We start from the raw sequence: 16,197 nt of genomic DNA, 5'->3' as shown, positions 1-16,197 counted from the left end.
TGCTAAGATAAGATTTCAAGCAGAAAATCAAATGTTGTGTTTTATTGATTTGTAGCCATTGAAATGAACGGCTGTTAGTGGTAGTATTTAACTTTCCATTACTATTTCAACAAGCTTTCCTTCGCTATCAAAACGTATAACAATTAGGTACTGGGTTAAATCTCGACCAATTGTATAATCAAACGTAGCCATACTATCTGAATCTTCAGGATAAATTCCAATTCTTACAAGTTTAATTTTATTTAGAAACTTTAATTTTTTTTCTTCTAATTTCTCTGTTTGAATTATATCTAAAGATTGTAAATCACTTTCACTGAATTCTTGAAGATGGTGTTCAATATAATCAAGAACTACATTTTGAATTTTATAATCTTCTAAAATTATTTTTTTTGCATTTTTTTCAATTTCAGAAAGATTATTTAATAAATGTATTGTTGGTTCTATTGTTTTTTTAGAAACTTTTTTCTCAAAAAAAATTAAATCAATTGATATTTTATTTCCATTTATATTTGCGGAAACATCAATGTATTCTTTAGTATTATTTAAATCGATTTTCCCAAAAAACTTTAAATCAACTATTTCATTATCAACATTGTTTTTTTGGTACTTTAAGTTTTCAAATTCTATAATATCTTTCTTTGCTTTATTTCCGTTTTTAAAAGCATAAAATGTTCCAATTCCGATTACAAGTAAAAATAGTAAAGTTTGCGTCATGATTTTTTCATATTGTGGCTAACGTTCTGCGGCTTGCTCTCAGTGGCGTTGCACCAACACCAAGCCATTACAAATATAACAAAACATTCCATTCAGCAGCGGATTTTCCGTAGGAAAATCCGGAAGTAGCCATTGAAGCAAACCGCTGTTATCTCAACTTTAAAAACGCAAGTACCCTTTTGCACTTAAAGTGCCGTATTTATTGACTTTTTAAAAAGTACAAAAGCAAATTTAAGCATAAAAAAGCATTAAAATACTTGTTTTGTTGTACCAATTGTTGTACTTTAGTACTGAGTTGCACTGGAATGAAAACCCAATAAAATCAATACTTTCACCCTTTTGCACTGCATTACAAATATAGTATAACATTTCTAATATTCTATAATTATGGCTTCAATTAAACTTATTTTACGCACCAATCAGAAAGACCAAACAGGTCACAGTCCTTTGTATATCCGAATTATAAAAGATAGAAAAACGAAATTTATCACTGCGGGAGTTAAACTAAAAGAGAGTGAGTGGGATGAAGTAAAGCAGAAAGTAAAAAAGAACCATTCTAATAGTGCGAGAATGAATGCTGCATTATCTCAAAAAATTGCCGATGCTGAAGGACAAGTTGCAGACTTAGAAAGAAAGGTAAAAACAGTTTCAATCAAAAAGTTAAAAGAAGCTATCAAGGGTAAAGAAGTACCAAATTTCTTTGAATATTCGAGAAAGCATTGTGAGAGAATTAGAAACAATGTATCAATTTCAACCTATAAAAACTATCACGTTTATTTGGATAAGTTTGAAAAATGGGTGGGTACAAAGGATGTTTATTTTGATGATATTACGGTTTCTTTGTTATTGGACTATTTAGGATATTTAAGTAATGTTTTAAAAAACGGAAATACTACACAGCGTTACTCTATAATGATTTTGGCTATTATGTTCAAGGAAGCTATTAAAGAAGAAATCATTCCAGAGTATATGTACCCATTTAATAAACTGAAACTTAAAAAGGACGCAAGTAAAAGACAGTTTTTAAAGAAAGAACAATTTGAAGCAATCAACAATTATAAACTTCAAGAAAATTCAAAAGCTTGTATCTATCGCGATATGTTTATTTTTTCAATATTCGCTGGCGGATTGCGTTTTAGTGATGTGTTAGAATTTCAAGTTAAACACTTTAGCGAGGAAGAAAGAAGAATTAAAAAAGTCATTCGTAAAACAGGAAGAATGCATCAGTTTAAAATTGGTCAAGTAGCTTGGGATATTATTCATAAATATAAAAAGAAAAATGCGGAACCAGATGATTTTATATTTCCAGTAATCACAAATAAAGAAATGTTTTTCAAAAATGATGAGTTCCGTTATACTTTTACTGAAAGTTCCAATAAAGCAGCTAATTTTCAAATTCAAAGAATTGCAAAGAAATTAGAATTACCAGTTAAAGTTTCGTTTCACATTAGCCGACACACTTTTGCAACCAATGCTTTAAATAATGGTATGAGAATTGAGCACGTAAGTAAGTTAATGGATCATAATGACATCAGCACAACACAGATATATGCTAAAATTATTAATGAAGAATTAGACAATGCAGTTGATAATTATATTTACTAAAATATTTTAACAGAAATATAATATTTTATTAAGAAATGCGTTACAAGATAAAGTATTATTTTTACATATTGAAAATAAGAAAATTATAAGCCTATAAATCAAAATCCTATCCAATAGGATTTTTTTTTATGATAAAAGTAAGAAGAAAGAAAAAAGTAAGTACAAGCCAATTTTAAGTGAAATAAAGAGGATTTTTGAGCAATTGATAAGTGACAATCACATAAAGGCAAGTAAAAATTAGTTATTGTTAGACATTAAATTATCAATTCAATTGAACGCACCAAATTTGCCTATTAAGACTTCATCATTTGTGGAGTTTATTGCTGTTAATTCAGCACAATCAAGTAACCCATTATTTGATATTATTATAAACGAAGAAATCAACTTACAAACCTATTGTACTGCTTTGATTACAAAGATTTTCGATTTGCCTCAATCCAAATATTCCGATTTCATAAACTATCAAACCGACTTAGTAAAAGACGAATTGAACTGGATAAACAAATTAGAAAAACTAATTTCCCGAAACGAATCACTATTTGTTACTAAAACTGCATTATGCAAATACAACAAACTTTTCCATATTTTAGAAAAGAAAAGAGAAGAAATTCAATCTATGAGAGTAAGAGCAGCACATAAAGCAACTCCAAAAAGATTAATTAATGCGGAAGCGGAAGATAGATATTTTTCCTTTCACGAAGTAAAAGAACACGTTGAAAAGTTGGATAACTTCAATGAAAAAATAATCCATTTAACAGAAGAAATCTACGAATATAAAAATGCCGATATAATTTCTAAAAACAGTAAACTATTAGATTACGATATACAATGCAATCAATTAATTGAAAAATTGCAAACCATTCGTAAAATGAAAACGGAATTCGAAAATGAAAAAGAACTATTAGAAAACAATTCCAATTCAATACATAATTCTAAAAACAAGCTTCAAATAAACGGACCACTAAATATAATTGCCTTTGCTTTCAAACAAATGATGACAAACGTAAAACCAAATGGAAAACCTTATTTACAACATAAGATTAAAGATGTGGCGCAATTTGTCTGTGATAGTTTTGTAGATGAAGAAGGACAACCACTTTCAATGAGTACAGTTCAAACCTATTTATCACCAAATCGCACCGATAAAGACCCAAATAGCGATGTGTCAGTTAAGTTTTAGTCCGATGGAAAAGAGTAAATAAAATTTGATATTCCTTTAAAATTACCACTTCAATAAGTATTTAGTCCGATAAGACCAATTAAGTCTAATCGGACTTTTTTCTATTTCTTCCATTTGCACCATAAACTTTTAAAAACAAAGAAAATGGAAGCAATTATCATCACAAAAGACCAGTTCAGCGACTTAATGACAAAATTAGAAGCAATTCAAAATCAATTAAACACCAAAGCCGACCCAAAAAAGGAAACCTTTTTAGACAATCAAGAATTTCTGTTATTAATGAAAATCTCAAAACGTACCGCCCAAACCTGGAGAGACGAAGGTAAAATTTCATTCAGTCAAGTAGGAAGTAAAATCTATTACAAACTTTCTGATGTAGAAAAACTACTTCAAGAGCATTATAACAAATCATTCAAAGGCAAATAAAATGACAGAATGTAATGGAACTTGTGAAGTTTGCGACTGCAAACTTTTGGACGAAACGAAACTGAATACTAATAACTGACCACTGAACACTATCCTTATGGTAACCATCTTCAAAAACTTCAACGAAGTTGTAGAACACAAAACAATACCAATGATTTTGGAGGAAATCAAAACAGGTAAATACAAACACGCCATAGTTTATTTGCGTAAATCACTATCTGAAAATAAATTAGAAGCTTACGAAAAAGCAAAAAAATCACTTCCTGCATTTACACCTTCAGGAAAATTTATTGGTGGTAGAAAAATGGAATTTTTGGCAGAATATTCCAACTACATCATTTTAGACATCGACAAATTACAAACAGAAGAACTAGCAAAAGTCAATCATTTAGCAAGACAATGCGAATTTACTTATGCTTGTTTTATTAGTCCATCAGGCAACGGATTAAAGATTTTAGTAAAAGTAAGCAGCATAAAAGCCGAACACAAAGAAACTTTTTTAGCAATCCAGGATCATTATGAAAAATTACTAAATTTAGAAATAGACAAATCCGGAAAAGACATAACCAGACTTTGCTTTTATTCCTACGATGAAAATGTATTCATAAATGAAAATGCTATTGTCTTTGTCACACTGAGTGCAGTCGAAGTGCCTTTGAATACAACCAACTCAAAACAACCTTTTCACACTAAGCTTGTCGAAGTGCCTCCAACTTTAAACTTGAAACCTGAAACAAAAAACAGCGAAGCCATTTATAATCACTGCATAAAATTTACAGAAAAAAAAGTGCAATTTTCGCAAGGTAGTCGAAACGTATTCGTACATCAATTAGCCTGTAACCTAAACCGAAAAGGCATTTCATTACAAGAAGCATTAAGTTTTATTCTAACAGATTTTGGATATGACGAAAAAGAAGTAACACAAACAATCAATAGCGCTTATGGAAATATTCAAGAATTTGGGAAAAATGAAAAAATTGAAACAAGTCGAAATACAAAAAATAAATCAAAAAAAGGTGTCATTCCGAGCGAAGTCGAGGAAACTCCTTCGCAGAAGGCTAACATCGATGAAATCGATGACGACAAACCAAAACCAACCCAAATAGACCGCCTAGAACTGTTTTTATCAACACGTTATGTATTTCGTCACAATATTGTTTCAGGTAAGTTAGAGTTTCAATATTTTGGGAAAAAGAAATGGAATGTAATGAATGATTTTATAGAAAACTCAATGCTTCGTGAATGTTTGAAAGGAAGAATTAAAACAAATCTATCTTCATTAAGAAACTTGTTGTATTCTGATTTCTGTCAATTGTTCAATCCGTTTGAAGATTACTTCTATAATTTACCAACGTACGACGAAAAAACCGATTACATTTTAGAATTGGCAAACACTATAACAACTACAAAACAAGAACTTTGGCAGCAATGTTTTAAAAAATGGATTGTAGCAATGGTAGGTTGTGTATTGGATGATAAAGTAATAAATCATACAGTAATCGTATTCAGTGGAAAACAAGGATTAGGAAAAACAACTTGGGTAGAAAAATTAGTACCAAAACAATTGAAAGAGTATTTATTTTCAGGAACTATCAATCCAAACAATAAAGATACTTTAGTGCAGCTGGCGGAATGTATGTTAATCAATTTAGACGAATTAGAAAACCTAAACCGTTCCGAAATAGGCAGCTTAAAAGAAATTATTACAAAAACGCAAATCAGAATGAGAAAAGCTTACGGACACAATAACGAAACAATGCCAAGACGCGCATCATTTGCAGGAAGTGTCAACACAGCTCAGTTCTTAAACGACAGTACAGGAAGTAGAAGATTTCTTTGTTTTGAATTAGAAGGTATTCAATACCAACACGAAGTAGATATTAATCTTGTTTTTTCCCAAGCCTTGTATTTATTCAAAAGCGGATTCAGACATTGGTTCGACCAAGAAGAAATCAAAAACATCACCGAAAACAATGAACAATACCAATTAAGAAGCCCAGAAGAAGAATTACTATTAACGTGGTTTGAACCAGCATATAAAAACGAACTAAATCAATATACAGATAGCCAATCAAATGTACTTCCGTTACATTCAACAGGAATTGTTGGCGGTGGACTAACATTCCTAAACGCATCACAAATAGCGACAAAACTAGCAGAAAAAGCAAAAATCAATATTTCAGACGGAACAATAAACAAATTAGGCAAAGCTTTAAAGAAACACAACTTTCTAAGACTAAAGAAAAATGGAATATTTGTATATGCCTTAATAGAAAACACATACGAAGAAGTAGATAACAGAAACAAAATTGTTGACGAGAATTAAGACGTTGCTTTGTCACCTTGAGCGTAGTCGAAAGGCATTTAATCCGTGGCTAAATACAATTTTAATCACGGATTTTTTAATTTATAAGTAACACTTATCAAAATAAAATCCGTGCTAATCTGTTCAATCCGTTAAATCTGTGTACCATTTTCTATCCAAAAACCTAACACCCTAAACCCATCACCCAAAACCTCCAAAATACACCCTTTTCACAGGGTAAGCAGGGTAACCATAAATCAACACAAACATTTTTTATTTTTTTTAGTTTCAAACTTTCGGGTAACATTAGAATATTTTAACGCAAATCAATAAAATAGTAAGTTTTGTTTGCACTCGAAATTCCATATAAATCAGTTTTTTTTATAACTAAAAAAATAAAATATCTTTTTTCCAAAATTAGGGTACCAATGTTACCCTATTAGTAAAATGACAGCCAATATTCTTTTTAATTTTTAATTTATCGTATGTTTTTTATATAAAATTAATTAGTAAAAAATGCTTATAGCACTTAGCTTAAGGACTATAAATTTTTATTATTTAGTGATTTCTTAATATTTAACTTGTATTTGTCTAATTAATATTTTAGGTTTGCCTAAAAATAATATTACAGTAATGAAAAAATTAATTTTATATGTTGCTTTTTGCACAATTGCTATGTCGTGTGAAACAAGTTATGTAGATATTCCAGCTGATGATGAAGTTTTAGACGGAACAATTGAAGGATTATCAAATGAAGAATTAGCAAGGTTTTTAAGTGGAGACGGTGCATTTACCGAAGTTTTTACTCGTAATACAGGATTAGGTTCAACATTTGTTGCCACAAGTTGTATTAGTTGTCACGCAGGTGATGGAAAAGGACATCCGTTTACAACATTAATACGTTTTGGTCAAGCTGACGAAAACGGCAATACATTTTTACATTTAGGAGGACCACAATTACAGAATAGAGCTATGCCAGGCTATACACCAGAACAAATTCCCTTTGGTGCAACATTTTCAAAATTCACTCCGCCTGCAAATACAGGTTTAGGCTTTTTACAGTATTTAACTGATGCTGACATTTTAGCAATGGCAGACCCAAATGATTTAGATGGTGATGGTATTTCTGGTGTACCAAATTGGATAACAATTCCAAGCTACATTAATCCTGAAAGTGCAGTTACTCAAAACGGTAAATATATTGGAAGATTTGGTAAAAAAGCAGCAGCTTTTAGTTTGTTACATCAAACTGTAAATGCTTATAATCAAGATATGGGAATTACTTCAACATTTAACCCTATTGATGTTTATACTAATGAAGAAATTGACCCCGAAGTAACTAATGTAAAAGTTAATGATTTAGTATTTTATCTTAAAACGCTAAAGGCACCAATACAACGTAATCAGAACGATGAAGAAGTAATTCGCGGAAAAAATTTATTTAATCAAGTAAATTGTGTGGGTTGTCATAAGTCAAATTTAACAACTGGATATTCACCAATTTCAGGATTATCTTTCAAATCTTTTTCACCATATACAGATATGCTTTTGCACGATATGGGAAGTGGTCTTGATGATGGGTACACCGAAGGAATCGCTAAAACTTCTGAATGGAGAACACCACCATTATGGGGTTTAGGACTTTCAACAAACTCACAAGGCGGACAATATTTTTTAATGCACGATGGTAGAGCGCATAGTATAGAAGAAGCTATTGCAATGCACGGTGGAGAATCTAACAATAGTAAAAACGCATATAATAATCTTTCTCAAGCAGATAAAAATGCGGTATTAAAATTTTTAAAATCTTTATAAAATGGATAGAAAAGAATTTCTAAAAACTTGTGGTTTTGGTTGCTTGGCGGCTATTACTGGAATTTCTTTATTACAAAGTTGTTCTTCTTCTCAAGTACTTTCTAAAAAAATTGATGGTTCAGATATTTTAGTCCCAATTACTGATTTTGAAATCGTATCTAACGGTAAAACTGAGTATAAAAAATATATAATTATACAAAATGAAATACTACAATTTCCTATTTGTATTTACCGATTCAATGCAACGGAATATTCGGCATTACTAATGAAATGCACACATCAAGGAGCAGAATTGCAAGCTTTTGGAGACAAACTTCAATGTGCAGCACACGGCAGTGAATTTAGTAATAAAGGAGTAGTTGAAAGTGGTCCTGCAAATACCGATTTAAGAAAATTTCCAATACTAATAGAAAACAATATTTTAAAAGTTTCATTAAAATGAGAATCTCAATTTCCTATATAATTATATTTTTTTGTGCATTTGCTAATACAGTCAATGCGCAAATAGATCCAACCTTATTAAAAAGAGTAACAAAAGATACAACGAAAACCTTAAATATGGATGCTATTTATAATCGTCCAACATTAAATATAAACAAAACACCTATTGCAATTGGTGGTTACCTTGAAACAAATTGGCAACATCTTACTACTGATGGCATTTCGGAAGGGCATCAATTCCAAGCTAGAAGATTATCAATATTTATGTCTTCATCTATAAGTAAAAGAGTAAAGTTTTTAAGTGAATTAGAATTTGAAGATGGTGGTAAAGAAATTTCAATAGAATTTGCTTCTGTTGATGTTGAATTCCATCCTTTAGCAAACTTTAGAGCTGGAATTATTGTAAATCCAATTGGTTCGTTTAATCAAAATCACGATGGCCCAAAATGGGAATTTACAGACCGACCAATATCTGCAACGCAAATGCTTCCCGGAACTTTTAGTAATGTTGGAGCAGGATTATACGGAAAAAAATATCATAAGAATTGGATGTTTGGTTATGAAGCTTATTTCTCTGGAAATTTTGATAATTCAATTATAGAAAACACTCAAAATAAAACATATTTACCAGCTGCAAAGGATAACCCAGAAAGGTTTGAAGAAATTAATAGTGGAGAACCATTATTTACTGGTAAAATGGCTGTAAGAAATAGTAAAATTGGTGAAATTGGTTTGTCTTATATGGGTGGTATTTACAACAAATTTCAAGATGATGGTATAATTATAGATAAGAAGCGTCGAGTAAATATTTTTGCTATTGATTTTAACACAACACTTCCAAAAATAAAAACTTTTATTACTGCCGAATGGGCTTGGATTAAAGTAGATGTTCCAGAAACTTATACGCAACAATTTGGTAATAAGCAATATGGTGGTTTTGTAGATATTGTTCAACCTATCGTAAAAGGAACAATTTTAGATTGGGAAAATGCAACAATAAATGTGGCTTGTAGATTGGAATATGTAGATTGGAACGTAGGTAAATTTAAAGAAACAGGTGAAAATATGGGTGAAGATTTATGGAGTATTGTTCCAGCATTAAGTTTCAGACCAAATAGTCAAACTGTTATTCGTTTGAATTACAGATTACAAAAACAAAGAGATATCTTATTGAATCCACCATCTGTAACAGATGGATTTAATTTAGGAATATCTACTTATTTTTAAAATAAAAAACACAATTTGTATTTATTTTTATTTTTTGTAAAAAAATATTACTTTTACAACAATGAAAATACTAAACATCATATTATCAATATATATTATTATGCTTACTGCCTATCCTTGTGCAGATAAGCATAATGATGTTTTAGTTAAATCTTCACAATCACAAACTAACTCACAACACAATCATTCACACGATGAAGAAACAGATTTGTGTTCTCCTTTTTGTGTTTGCAATTGTTGTGGTCAACAAACATTAACGTTTTTAGAAATTCAATCTTTTCAGTTTTTAGTACAATTTCAAGAAATAAAAACTTCTATTTCATTTTATAAGTCAACTTCTTTTTCAAATTTTTACGGAAGTATTTGGCAACCACCTCAGTTAGTATAATGAAGCCCGAGTAATTTCGGGTTAATAAGTTGTGTCTTTTAAGCAACTTAAAAAAGAAAAACAGTTCTCTGTTTATTAATTCATTATACAATAAAAATGTTAGATAAAATCATTCATTTTAGTATCAATAATAAATTTATTATTGGACTTTTTACACTCGTATTAGTTATCGTTGGTAGTTATTCATTATATACTTTACCAATTGATGCGTTACCGGATATTACAAACAATCAAGTACAAATAATTACGAGTTCACCTACTTTAGCAACCCAAGAAGTAGAGCAATTTATTACCTATCCAATAGAACAATCAGTTAAATCAATTCCTGATATTGTAGAACTTCGTTCAATAAGTCGTTTTGGTTTAAGTGTTGTAACAGTAGTATTTAAAGAAGAAGTAGATATTTATTGGGCAAGAGCACAAATTACAGAACGAATAAAAGAAGCCGAAAACACCATACCAAAAGGAGTTGGTACACCTGAAATGGCTCCAGTTAGTACAGGTTTGGGTGAAATATACCAATATGTAGTATTTCCCAAAAAAGGATTTGAAGAAAAATATAATGCAACGGATTTAAGAACCATACAAGATTGGATTATAAAACCTCAATTGGTTGGTACAAAAGGTGTAGCTGAAGTAAACACTCTTGGCGGAAATCTTAAGCAATATGAAATAGCAGTTCAGCCAGATAAGCTGAAAAGTATGAATACAACTATTACTGAGATTTTTGATGCCTTAGAAAATAATAACGAAAATACAGGTGGTGCTTACATTGATAAAAAGCCATATGCTTATTTCATTCGTGGTGTGGGTATGGTTAATGGTATTGAAGACATTAATAAAATTGTAGTAAAAAATCAAAATGGTATTCCTATTCTTATTAGTGATGTTGCAAAGGTTCAGATAGGTAGTAGTATCAGATATGGAGCAGTTACAAAAGATGGAAAAGGCGAAGAAGTATCAGGAATGGTAATGATGCTTAAAGGCGAAAACAGTGGAGAAGTTGTTAAAACTGTCAAAGAGAAAATGGAACAAATCAAAAAATCACTTCCTGAAGGTGTAGAGATTGAGGCGTTTATGGATAGAACAGTTTTAGTAGATAAGGCTATCAATACTGTTCAAACTAATCTTATTGAAGGAGCATTAATTGTAATTTTCATTTTAGTATTACTTCTGGGTAATTGGAGAGCAGGTTTAGTTGTAGCTTCAGTTATTCCGTTAGCTTTATTATTTGCCATTTCAATGATGAAACTTTTCGGAGTGAGTGGAAATTTAATGAGTTTAGGGGCAATCGACTTTGGTTTAATCGTTGATGGTGCTGTAATCATTGTTGAAGCTATTATACATCGACTCCAAGTCAGTAAAAAAGGTAAACTCACCACTCAAGAAATGAATGATGAAGTGTATAAAGCATCTGCAAAGATTAGAAGTAGTGCTGCTTTTGGTGAAATAATAATTTTAATCGTATATCTGCCAATTTTAGCCTTAGTAGGAATCGAAGGAAAAATGTTTGGACCAATGGCACAAACAGTATCATTTGCCATATTAGGAGCATTTATATTGTCATTAACTTATGTTCCGATGATGTCTGCTTTGGCATTAAAAAAAGAAACAGGACATAAAAAGAATTTTAGTGATAAAATAATTGATGCCATTTACAATTTCTATACACCACTTTTAGAAAAAGCATTGCAAGTTAAAGCTGCAATTATTGGTGTGGCTATTACATTATTTATAGGTTCATTAATCTTATTTAATACATTAGGTGGCGAGTTCATTCCTACACTTGATGAAGGTGATATTGCAACGCATTTGATAATAGCTTCGGGTAGTTCTTTATCACAAGAAGTTGATGCAACAACTAAAGCAGAACAAATTTTAAGAGCCAAATTTCCTGAAATTAAAATGATAGTTACCAAAATTGGTTCGGCTGAAATTCCTACTGACCCAATGCCTATTGAAGCAGGAGATATGATTATTCTCTTAAAGGATAAAAACGAATGGACTTCAGCAGAAACCAAAGAAGAATTAATGGAAAAAATGGAACACGCTTTGTCTGATATTCCAGGTGCATTTACAGAGTTTTCTCAACCTATTCAAATGCGTTTTAATGAGTTGATGACAGGTGTTAGAAGTGATGTAGCCGTTAAAATTTTTGGTGACGATATAGAAATGTTAGTTAGCAAAGGTGAAGAAGTTGTACAGTTAATTAATGGTATTGAAGGTGTTTCAGATGTTAAAGCAGAAAGAGTTGCAGGTTTACCACAAATAACAATTCGATACAATAAAGACAAATTAGCACTTTACGGATTAAAAATTGGCGACTTAAACAAAGTTGTCAGAATGGGGTTTGCAGGAGAAACGGCAGGTGTTGTTTATGAAGGCGAAAAACGTTTTGATTTAGTAGTAAGATTAGACGATGACAGCAGAAAAGATATTGAAAACCTAAAAGCTTTATTTGTAACCTTACCATCAGGTAATCAAATCCCATTAGAACAAATTGCAGATGTAAAATATGAAGATGGACCAATGCAAATTTCTCGTGAAAATGGAAAACGTAGAATTGTTGTAGGTTTTAATGTTCGTGGTGCAGATGTGAAAACTGTGGTAGAAAACATTCAAACTAAATTAGACGAAAAACTAAAATTACCAGAAGGGTATTATACTACTTATGGTGGTCAATTTGAAAATCTTGTTGAAGCAAACAAACGACTTTCTGTTGCTGTGCCAGTAGCATTGGGTTTAATTTTAGTATTGCTTTATTTTACATTCAAATCAATCAAACAATCTCTATTAATATTTACTGCTATTCCATTATCTGCTATTGGTGGTATTGTTGCCCTTTGGTTACGAGATATGCCATTTAGTATTTCAGCAGGTGTAGGATTTATTGCTCTTTTTGGAGTTGCTGTATTAAACGGAATTGTTTTAATTGGATATTTTAATGAACTTAAAAAACAAGGTATGGACAATGTATATGACAGAATAAAAGAAGGTACTAAAGTAAGATTAAGACCTGTTATATTAACTGCGGCTGTTGCTTCACTTGGATTTTTACCAATGGCAATTAGCAGTAGCGCAGGTGCTGAAGTTCAAAAACCATTAGCAACTGTTGTAATTGGTGGATTAATAACTGCGACTTTACTAACATTAATTGTCCTTCCAATTCTGTATTTATATTTTGAAAATGGGATAAAAATTAAAAGAAAAACTATGAATAATTCGGCTTTAGTAATTATATTTTTATTTGGGATATTCGGAGCAAATGCACAAGAAACTCAAAAGCTTGATTTAAAACAAGCTCTTGAAATGGGTTTGGAAAATAATCAAAGTATCCAAGCTTCAGAATTAGAAGTAAAAATGCAAACACAGTTGCAAAAAACAGCATTTGAACTTCCTAAAACGGAATTGACAGGAACATTTGGACAAATAAACTCACAAGCTCAAGATAAAAATTTCGGTATCAGTCAAAGTTTTAATCCATTTCAAATAAGTGCTAAAAGGAGTTTGCTTAAAGAATATAGTAATGCAAGTTCAACTAAATTAGGAGTTGCAAAACAAGAAATAACTTATTCTATAAGACAATCTTGGAATACTTTGTTGTTTTATGAAAAGCAAAATACAGTTTTAGAAAAACAAAATGCTGTAATGCAAAAATTTGTAAAGTCTGCCAATCTGAAATTTCAAACAGGTGAAACAAATGCTTTAGAAAAAACAATTGCATTAGCGAAACAACAAGAATTAGAGCAAAAAATAAAGCAAAATAAAACACAAATTGCAATTGAAAAATCAAAATTAAAAGCAATTTTAGATTTAAAAACTGATTTTGTAGCAACTGACACTTCATTTGTACCATATCCTGCTATGGCGAAAGTTGATAGTTCAATGGTAAAACAAAATCTAATTGTTCAATTAGCAGATCAACAAGTTAAAATTGCAAAAGCCAATCATAAAGTAGAAAAATCAGCATTGTCACCAGATTTTTCAGTGGGCTATTTTTTGCAATCTATAACAGGTATTCAAGATGTAAACGGAACACCAATATATTATAATAGCACACCTCAATTTCAAGGTGTTGTAGTTGGTTTGTCTGTTCCAATATTTGCAGGAAGTAGTATCGCTAGAGCAAAATCTGCAAAAACAAATATTGAACGAGAACAGAAAAATGCCGATTATATAAATCAGCAATTTAAAAGCCATTTAGAGCAACAATCTGAGCAATTAGTCACATATGCATCATTAATAGATTATTATAAAAATACAGCGATGCCAAACGCTAATTTAATAATTAAAAACGCAACAAAAGGGTATCAAAATGGTGATATTTCTTATGTGGAATATGTTCAAAGTTTAGAAACAGCAAGTCAAATTCAATTAAATTATAGCGAAGCGATTTATAATTATAATCAAACTATAATTACAATTCAATACAGTATCAATCAATAATAAAAAGTAAAATGAAAAAATCGAATATAATATATGCATCAATAGTAGGAGCAATAATCCTTGCTATTATTTTATATTTTTCTTTGCGTCATACTGAAGGCGATGGACACGTACATACAGATGGTGAAGCTCATACAGAAGAAAGTCACTCTGAAGAAAAAGAGCCAACAGCAATTAAAGAAGTTGAATTAAATGAAGCTCAGTTTAATGCATCAAGTATAACATTAGGTACTTTTTCAGATAAAAATTTGAGTGAAGTAATTAAGGCAAATGGTTATACAAAGTTGCCACCACAAAATCAAGCTGATGTATCTGTTTTTACTACAGGAATTGTAAAAACAATAAATGTAATCGAAGGACAAAGAGTGAGTAAAGGACAAACTATTGCTACAATTGAAAGTCCTGAATTTACTAAAATTCAAGAAGCTTATCTAACTTCAAAAAGTAATTTAGAGTTTCTAAAATTAGAATTTGAAAGACAAAAAACATTAAGTGAGGAAGAAGTAAATTCTAAAAAAGTTTTTCAAAAAACCAAATCAGATTATGAAATTGAAAGAGCAAGGTTTAATTCTTTGCAAAAGCAATTAAATACTTTACACATTAGTGGTAACGGAAATACAACGGCTACAGTTCCAGTAATTGCTCCAATTTCAGGTAATATTACAGAAATTTATATTAAAATTGGAAGTAATGTTGAAGCAGGTAAACCCTTAATGAATATAGTTGACAACTCTAAATTACACGTAGATTTACTAGTGTACGAAAAAGATTTATTTAAAGTAAAACAAGGTCAAAATGTACGTTTTATTTTAACCAATCAAGGCAATACTGAAATTAATGGAAAAATATTTAGTGTTGGTAAATCATTCGAAAACGAAACAAAATCAGTAGCCGTACACGCTGATATTTCAAACTTTCAACAAAAATTAATACCTGGAATGTATGTAAATGCACTTATCGATGCAGGAGCAAATACAGTGAAAGCTTTACCATCAGAAGCAATTATAAAAGCAGATGGTAGAGAATTCATTTTTGTATTAGAAGAAGGTCATAAAGAAGAAGTGGCTCACGATGAAAAAGAGGGACATAATCACGAAGATGGAGACAAGCACGAAGAAGCAGAAGGAAAAAAATTCCACTTCCAACGTATTGAAGTAAAAACAGGAACTTCACAATTAGGATATACACAAGTTACCTTACTTCAAAAAATTGAACCAAACGCAAAAATTGTCTTAAAAGGAGCTTACTACATTCAAAGTCATTTACTGAAAAGTGAAGGTGGTGGCGGTCACGAACATTAATATTTAATTTAACTTTAAAAAACATAAAAAATGAAGAAATCAATTTTAATAATAGCTTTTGCTATTGCAACATTTAGTACAGTTTCTTGTAATAAAAAAGAAAATACTGAAGCTACAACTGAACACGAAGGACATAATCACAAAGAAGGAGAAGCTCACAAATTAGCTTACGAATGTCCAATGGATTGTGAAAAAGGAAAAACGTATGATAAAAAAGGAAACTGTCCAGTTTGCAAAATGGAATTAATTGAAGCAAAAGCTGATAGTCACGAAGGACACGACCATTCAAAAGAAGATCACGAAGGACACGATCATTCAAAAGAGGGCCACGAAGGACATAATCATTAAG

General features: G+C 30.7%; 12 protein-coding genes. 11 read left to right on the top strand and 1 reads right to left on the bottom strand.

Features of this window, described 5'->3' with window-relative positions; genetic code table 11:
* Positions 1-87: 87 nt before the first annotated feature.
* Positions 88-714, bottom strand: coding sequence for a DUF2004 domain-containing protein (locus BP92_RS0104495; RefSeq protein WP_026724950.1), 627 nt, complete (start codon positions 712-714; stop codon positions 88-90).
* A gap of 387 nt (positions 715-1,101) precedes the next feature.
* On the opposite strand from BP92_RS0104495, the gene BP92_RS0104490 reads away from it, so the two are divergent.
* From BP92_RS0104490 to BP92_RS17250, 11 genes are all read left to right on the top strand, one after another.
* The gene (locus tag BP92_RS0104490; protein WP_026724949.1) at positions 1,102-2,319 is read left to right on the top strand and encodes a site-specific integrase; all 1,218 of its coding nucleotides are present in this window, start codon (positions 1,102-1,104) and stop codon (positions 2,317-2,319) included.
* 271 nt (positions 2,320-2,590) lie between these two features.
* Positions 2,591-3,499: a hypothetical protein gene (locus tag BP92_RS0104485; protein WP_211252188.1), complete on the top strand. Its 909-nt coding sequence runs from the start codon at positions 2,591-2,593 to the stop codon at positions 3,497-3,499.
* A 144-nt stretch (positions 3,500-3,643) separates the two neighbouring features.
* Positions 3,644-3,925, top strand: a complete 282-nt coding sequence (locus BP92_RS0104480) for a helix-turn-helix domain-containing protein (RefSeq protein ID WP_026724947.1) — start codon at positions 3,644-3,646, stop codon at positions 3,923-3,925.
* A 97-nt stretch (positions 3,926-4,022) separates the two neighbouring features.
* Positions 4,023-6,251, top strand: a complete 2,229-nt coding sequence (locus tag BP92_RS0104475) for a VapE domain-containing protein (protein ID WP_026724946.1) — start codon at positions 4,023-4,025, stop codon at positions 6,249-6,251.
* 612 nt (positions 6,252-6,863) lie between these two features.
* The gene (locus BP92_RS0104470; protein ID WP_026724945.1) at positions 6,864-8,045 is read left to right on the top strand and encodes a di-heme oxidoredictase family protein; all 1,182 of its coding nucleotides are present in this window, start codon (positions 6,864-6,866) and stop codon (positions 8,043-8,045) included.
* A 1-nt stretch (position 8,046) separates the two neighbouring features.
* Complete coding sequence (locus BP92_RS0104465) at positions 8,047-8,487, top strand: QcrA and Rieske domain-containing protein (RefSeq protein WP_026724944.1); 441 nt, start codon at positions 8,047-8,049, stop codon at positions 8,485-8,487.
* Positions 8,484-9,713 carry a hypothetical protein gene (locus tag BP92_RS0104460; protein ID WP_026724943.1) on the top strand — a complete coding sequence of 410 codons (1,230 nt, stop codon included), beginning with the start codon at positions 8,484-8,486 and terminating at the stop codon, positions 9,711-9,713. Before BP92_RS0104465 ends, BP92_RS0104460 begins: the two co-directional genes overlap by 4 nt.
* A gap of 61 nt (positions 9,714-9,774) precedes the next feature.
* Positions 9,775-10,101, top strand: a complete 327-nt coding sequence (locus tag BP92_RS0104455) for a DUF6660 family protein (protein ID WP_026724942.1) — start codon at positions 9,775-9,777, stop codon at positions 10,099-10,101.
* A 96-nt stretch (positions 10,102-10,197) separates the two neighbouring features.
* Positions 10,198-14,547, top strand: a complete 4,350-nt coding sequence (locus BP92_RS0104450; RefSeq protein ID WP_026724941.1) for a CusA/CzcA family heavy metal efflux RND transporter — start codon at positions 10,198-10,200, stop codon at positions 14,545-14,547.
* 11 nt (positions 14,548-14,558) lie between these two features.
* Positions 14,559-15,848, top strand: a complete 1,290-nt coding sequence (locus BP92_RS0104445) for an efflux RND transporter periplasmic adaptor subunit (RefSeq protein WP_026724940.1) — start codon at positions 14,559-14,561, stop codon at positions 15,846-15,848.
* Between the two features lie 30 nt (positions 15,849-15,878).
* Complete coding sequence (locus BP92_RS17250) at positions 15,879-16,196, top strand: heavy metal-binding domain-containing protein (protein WP_035692882.1); 318 nt, start codon at positions 15,879-15,881, stop codon at positions 16,194-16,196.
* Position 16,197: the final 1 nt, after the last annotated feature.

The organism is Flavobacterium sasangense DSM 21067, from assembly GCF_000686885.1.
In the GTDB taxonomy this organism is placed as follows: domain Bacteria; phylum Bacteroidota; class Bacteroidia; order Flavobacteriales; family Flavobacteriaceae; genus Flavobacterium; species Flavobacterium sasangense.
This window is presented reverse-complemented; position numbering and strand designations above follow the sequence as displayed.